General features: G+C 71.0%; 5 protein-coding genes. 1 reads left to right on the top strand and 4 read right to left on the bottom strand.

Annotated elements, in window-relative coordinates; translation table 11 throughout:
• Positions 1 to 497: 497 nt before the first annotated feature.
• A complete protein-coding gene (locus AC08OV_RS23195; RefSeq protein ID WP_476620317.1) occupies positions 498 to 1,640 on the top strand; it encodes a phosphotransferase enzyme family protein in 1,143 nt (380 codons plus the stop codon).
• A gap of 81 nt (positions 1,641 to 1,721) precedes the next feature.
• On the opposite strand, the gene AC08OV_RS23190 is transcribed toward AC08OV_RS23195, so the two are convergent.
• The 4 genes from AC08OV_RS23190 to AC08OV_RS23175 form a co-directional block, all read right to left on the bottom strand.
• Positions 1,722 to 2,504 (bottom strand): enoyl-CoA hydratase/isomerase family protein, encoded by a 783-nt coding sequence (locus tag AC08OV_RS23190; protein ID WP_476620316.1) that lies wholly within the window; start codon positions 2,502 to 2,504, stop codon positions 1,722 to 1,724.
• A 110-nt stretch (positions 2,505 to 2,614) separates the two neighbouring features.
• Positions 2,615 to 3,802: an HAF repeat-containing protein gene (locus AC08OV_RS23185; protein ID WP_476616002.1), complete on the bottom strand. Its 1,188-nt coding sequence runs from the start codon at positions 3,800 to 3,802 to the stop codon at positions 2,615 to 2,617.
• Positions 3,803 to 4,099: 297 nt separating this feature from the next.
• Positions 4,100 to 4,276, bottom strand: a complete 177-nt coding sequence (locus AC08OV_RS23180; RefSeq protein ID WP_476616001.1) for a hypothetical protein — start codon at positions 4,274 to 4,276, stop codon at positions 4,100 to 4,102.
• Between the two features lie 17 nt (positions 4,277 to 4,293).
• Positions 4,294 to 4,977, bottom strand: a complete 684-nt coding sequence (locus AC08OV_RS23175) for a hypothetical protein (RefSeq protein WP_476616000.1) — start codon at positions 4,975 to 4,977, stop codon at positions 4,294 to 4,296.
• Positions 4,978 to 5,436: the final 459 nt, after the last annotated feature.

Genomic DNA, 5,436 nt, shown 5'->3' with positions numbered 1-5,436 from the left:
AACTGCCAGCCCATCCCGAACTGACGTGTCCGGCCGCGGCGGGTCACCTGTCCGGGTGAGACGCCGCGCAGGGCGCGAGGGAGGGAAGGTCGGTGTCCCCATCGCGGGCCCATCGGTGGTCGGCCGTCCGGGTCGGTCGCCGGTGGACCGCGATGGGCTCACCCCGCCGCCGATCGTCCAGTCGATCAGGTTCTTGAAGCTTCCGGTAGTGCGCCTGCGTACTGCGGGGTGCAGAACAGCACGGCGTCGGCCGCAGCGCGGCCGTGTTTGTGGAGGCGCCGCGCCGTGGCGCTGGTTCTTCGACGGTGGGTTTCGACGGAGGGTGCGGCCGGGCCCGGTTCCTTGACGGCGGCCCGCCGACTCCGGCAAACAAGATGGATGCGGACCATTTCCCCTGGTGAAACAGGGTTCAAGCAAGGGTTCAAGCAGGCCGGAACCGTACGCGGGGTCATATCCTCCCACGGAGGCGCCATCTCGCCTGGACCGGCGGTCGTACGGTGAGCGCGACCTCCGTTGACGGGCTGGTGGGGCTGGACGGCGTCCTCGGTGACGTCCTCGCCGCCTACGATCTCGGCCCGTCGCCGCGGGCGAGCCTGCTGCATGTCTCGGAGAACGTCACTTACCGCGTGGACGACCCGGCGACCGGCCGGCGTTGGGCGTTGCGGCTGCACCGGCCCGGGTACCACACTCTCGTCGAGATTCACGGCGAGCTGGCGTGGGTGGCTGCCCTGCGCGCCGACGGCGTGGTCGTGACGCCGCCGGTCGTGCCGACGATGGCGGGTGGGCCCGTGGCGACCGTGGCCGCGACCGGCGCCCTCCCCCCGAGCGCCGCCTCGCCGGATCCCGCTGGGCCGGATCCCGCCTCGCCGGATCCCGCTGGGCCGGGTGGTGCCGAGCGGCACGCCGTGTTGTTCGAATGGGTCGACGGACGTTCACCGGAACCGACGGACCCCACGTCCCTGCGCGGCGCGTTCGGGCAGCTCGGGGACATCACCGCGCGGCTGCATCGGCACGCGCGGGAGTGGTCCCGCCCGGCTACCTTTGCCCGCTTCGAGTGGACCTGGCGGAGCATGCTCGGCGACGCTGGCCGGTGGGGGAGCTGGTCGGAGGGCTTGATCATCGCGCTGGCCGGCGGCCCCGGCCCGCGGGGGGACGGCCCGCGGGGGGACGGCCGCGCGGCGTTGGGCCTGCTGAGCCGGGCCGCGGCCGACATCGAGGCACGCCTGGCCGCCTTCGGCACCGGGCTGGACCGGTTCGGGCTCGTCCACGCCGACATGCGGCTGGCGAACCTCCTGGTACCCCGGGACGAGTCCACCGGGGAAGTCTGTGTGATCGACTTCGACGACTGCGGCTTCGGCTGGTACCTCTGGGATCTCGCCGCGTCGCTGTCCTTCATCGAGCACCTCAACGAGGCCGGCGACCTGGTGGCCGCCTGGCTGGCCGCCTACCAGCGCCAGCGCCCGCTCACCGCGGACGACGTGGCAATGATCCCCACCTTCGTCCTGTTGCGCCGGCTGCTCCTGGTGGCCTGGCTGGGCACCCATCCGCACTCGGACGCGGTCCCGAGCGTCACCGAGTACGCTCGGGACAGCTGCGAGCTGGCCGAGGCCTATCTAGGCGGGCGGTTCCTCACCGGCTGAGGCGGCGGCCCGCGGCCAGGCCTGACCAGTGGCTCGTCCCGCCCGCCCGGAAGTCCCCGAGGACCGGCCCGCCCGGACCACTCAGTGGCCGGTGAAACGGGGCTCGCGGCGCTCCGTCGAGGCGCGCACCCCCTCGGCGAAGTCCTCGGTGGCCCGCAGTCTGGCCTGCTCGGCGGTTTCCCGTTCGGTGGCCGCCCGGATGACGGGGACGAGATCCGCCCACATTGTCTCCCGGATGCTGCGCACGGCCAGCGGCGCGGCGGCGGTGATCTCACCGGCCAGCGCCACCGCGGCCTCCCGCAGCTCGGTGTTCGGCACGAGCCGGTCGGCGAGGCCGATGTCGAACGCCTCCTGCCCACCGACCCGGCGACCGGTGTAGAGCAGGTCGAGCGCCTTCTGCCGGCCGACGACCGCCGGCAGGGTCACCGAGATGCCAAAGCCCTGGTGCAGCCCGATCCGGGAGAAGTTCGCCGCGAAGCGGCTGTCTGGGCTCGCGACCCGGAAGTCCGCGGACAGCGCGAGCCCCAGCCCGCCGCCGACCGCGCTGCCCTGCACCGCGGCCACGACCGGTATCGGGGAGGCGAATAGCCGTAGCGCCTCGCGGTAAAGGGCCGGCGCCCCCTCATCCGCCGAAATTGCCTCGGCCGCACTCGCGCCGGAGAAGTCGGCTCCGGCGCAGAAGTTCCTGCCCTGGGAGCACAGCACGACGGCACGGACGTCGGAGTCGGCGTCGAGCTTGTCATAGATGTCGGCGAGGGTCTGGATCAGACGTACGTCGAAGAAGTTGTGCGGCGGACGGCGGACCTCGACGACGGCGACGTGGCCGGGCAGGGTGTGTACCGCGATGTCTTCGGACTCGCTCATGATGATCCTCCGTCGGGTCGTCCGTGCTGGTGCCGGCGGTCCGCCGTGCCGGCGGGGTCTCCATCCGTCCGACATCGTCCATCCTGACCGAAAACGCCTCGCGGGTCGCGTCAGCGGCCGGGGGCCGGCCAGAAGGTCGCGAGCGGAATCGGGGAGTCCGCCGGGACCGAGGAACCGAGGACGACGTCGGTGGGGGTGATGGCGCTCGCGTAGCTGTACGGCCCGCCCAGCGTGCCGAGATCGGTGAAGCGGCCGTTGCGCCAACGGAACGCGTGCCCGTTCGCCGTGCCGGCGACGGTTCCCCGGTCGTTGATGGCGGTCACCTCGAGGTCGTCGGTGGGCACGCTAATGGTCGCGCGCTGGCCGTGCTGCCAGACGAATGCACGGCTCGACGAGCCGCGGCTCCGGACGAGGACCTGGCCGACGTTGTTGATATCGATCGCCGAGGAATCGGTGTCGCCGGGGAGCGTGCCGAGGTCGATCAGACGACCGCGTTCCCAGCGGAAGGCGTGGGTGTGACCGTCGGCCGTGTCGCTGTAGCCCACGATCTGCCCGGCGTCGTTCGCGGCCACCGCGGAACTCGACGGGCCGCCGAGGGTACCCAGGTCGTGCAGGGTGCCTCTCCTCCAGAGGAAGGCGTGGGACGGGCCGGCGGCGGTGTCACTGCTGCCGGCGATGGCACCGGCGCTGGTGACCGCGACGGCGGAGCTGCCCGGGCCGCCGAGCGTACCCAGATCCTGCAGGTGGCTGTCCGCCCACCGGAAGGCATGGAACGTACCAGCGTTGGTGGTGCTGGTGCCGACGATGACCCCGGCGCGGTTGACCGCCGCCGCGGTGCTGCTGTAGCCGCCGGCCGTCTGGGTGCCGCCGAGGTAGCCCAGACGCTGGGGCTGGGGGTTTCTGTGTTCCAGCCGGAACGCCTGCCGGTCGTAGTGGCTGACGAAATCGCCGATGACTACGCCGTCCTCGGTCACCGTCTTCGGTGCCGTGCTGCCGTTGAGGACATGCACGGTGCCGTCGCGCCAGAGGAAGCCCGTGGTGCTGTACGCGCCGCTGACCCAGTAACCGGCGTAGAGCCCGCGGCTGTTGCCACTGGTCAGCCAGCCGGGACTGCCTGGTCCGGGGATGCCGACCCCGGCCGGCGTCGTCTGGTGTGGGTCAGGTCGTGGTCCCGGAACCGGCGCCGCCAGCGCCGCGGGAAGCCCGGTGAGAGACACGGGAAGCCCGGTGAGGGACAACGGTGCGGTGGCTCCGGCCATGACCGCCAGGTGTACGAATGTTCTCCGGTTGCTCGGCACGGCCGACCTCCCTGGTCAGGCCTTCCCGACCGTCGTCGTGGCCGCCGGGGCGCCGTAGCACGGGTTCGGTCGCCAGGATCCTGGCAACGGATCGGGCCGGGATGGCTGGACGGAGGACCAGCCGGCACTCCGCCGATTGATTACCAACTGAAGTTAGATGGTGTCGAACTGTAGCCATCTCGTCAATGAATGACACGCCCCGCCTGCGGTCGCGAGGCGCGGAACGTCGCGGGCGCCGGCCGGTGAGCGGCGCGCTGACGTGGGCGTCAGCCGACTCCACCAGATGGCGCGGACGGCTCAGGACACCGTGATGCCGAGTTTCATACCCAGCGACTCGTGGTTGCCGACCGGGCAGCCCAGCTGGTAAGTACCCGGCTGCAGGGTCACCGTGAGGTCCTCGGACTCACCCGGTGCGAGGTCCTTCGTCGTGGCCTCGCGCAGGCCGGGCCCCTCGATCCTCAGCGTGTGCGTCACGTGGACGGCCGGTGGGGTCAGCCGCGCCTCGTCGCCGGGACCAGCTGGGGCAGCAGAGCCCCGAGCCCGAAGCAGACGGCGGTCGCCGTGATGGTGATGCCGAAATCACTGGGGGTGCCGGGTGACAGTAACCGGGTGGCTGAAAGCGCGAAGATGACGAACAGGCCGATCCCGCAGCCGGCGGGCACGAACCGCAGGCCGCGTTGCCACCAGGTGGCCGGCACTGCATGGCGGCCGAGCGGGAGTAACGCGACGGCCCAGAGCAGCCCCATCAGGACGACAAGCCCGAGGCCGAACAGCCCGTAGATGGACAACAGCGATCCGTGGATGTCGGCGGTTCCCGACACCTCGGCCACCGTGTGCAGGTTCGTGCCCCGGATCGCCACCTCCACCGGCATCAGTCCGGTGGCCCGGCCGTCGAGGTCGCGCATATCCAGGTCGACGGTCCAGTTCGCCGATCCGCGGGCCGGGATGGTTGTGCGCACCCGGGTGTCGTAGTCGAAGAAGGTGAGGCCGAGCATGGTTCCGCTCAGCCGTACCGAGTCGACGGGGACGTTCGACCGGGTCAGGTTCTGCACGCTGACCACCACGCGGGCGACCGCACTGGCTCCGAGGACCACGTTGTCCTCACCGAGGGGCTGACCGTCGACGGTGACGCCGAGTTCCACCCCGTCGTCCGCCGCATGGACCGGAGACGCCATGGGTAACATGAGCCAACTCAGGCACGCCGTCAGGCAAACGGCGACGAAAATACTTTCCCGCGCCGACCTCTCCGTCGGCAATCTGACATTCACCGCTTCCCCCCGTGGCCCGGATGACCGGCAACGCGACTGTTATCCTATCGATCGTCGTATGGTGGGGCTTCCGCCTAACGTGCATCACGTTGTCTCCGCCGGTCCGGGGCAGGCCGCCGGCAACGGGCGTGTTGCCAGCCGCACCCGGGGGGGCGCTCTGGTGTCTGGCCATCGAGTATCTGGTCGATTCGTGCGACGGCCGTCGCGCGGTCTGGTGCCGACGGTGTTTGTCGTTGTGCTGTTCCTGGTCGGCGGGGCCGGCGTCGCCACGGCGATGGTCAGTCCCGGGACGTCGACCGGGACATCGACCGAGGCGTCGACCGAGGCGTCGTCGGGGTCCATCTCCCCGTCCCCAGCCACCTCCCC

The sequence above is a fragment of the Frankia sp. CeTa3Moorea genome (assembly GCF_978021225.1).
This window is presented reverse-complemented; position numbering and strand designations above follow the sequence as displayed.

Excerpts from the sequence above, each read along its gene's own strand:
- AC08OV_RS23190 (WP_476620316.1), bottom strand. The coding sequence starts at position 2,504 with ATGAGCGAGTCCGAAGACATCGCGGTACACACCCTGCCCGGCCACGTC.
- AC08OV_RS23175 (WP_476616000.1), bottom strand. The coding sequence starts at position 4,977 with ATGGCGTCTCCGGTCCATGCGGCGGACGACGGGGTGGAACTCGGCGTC.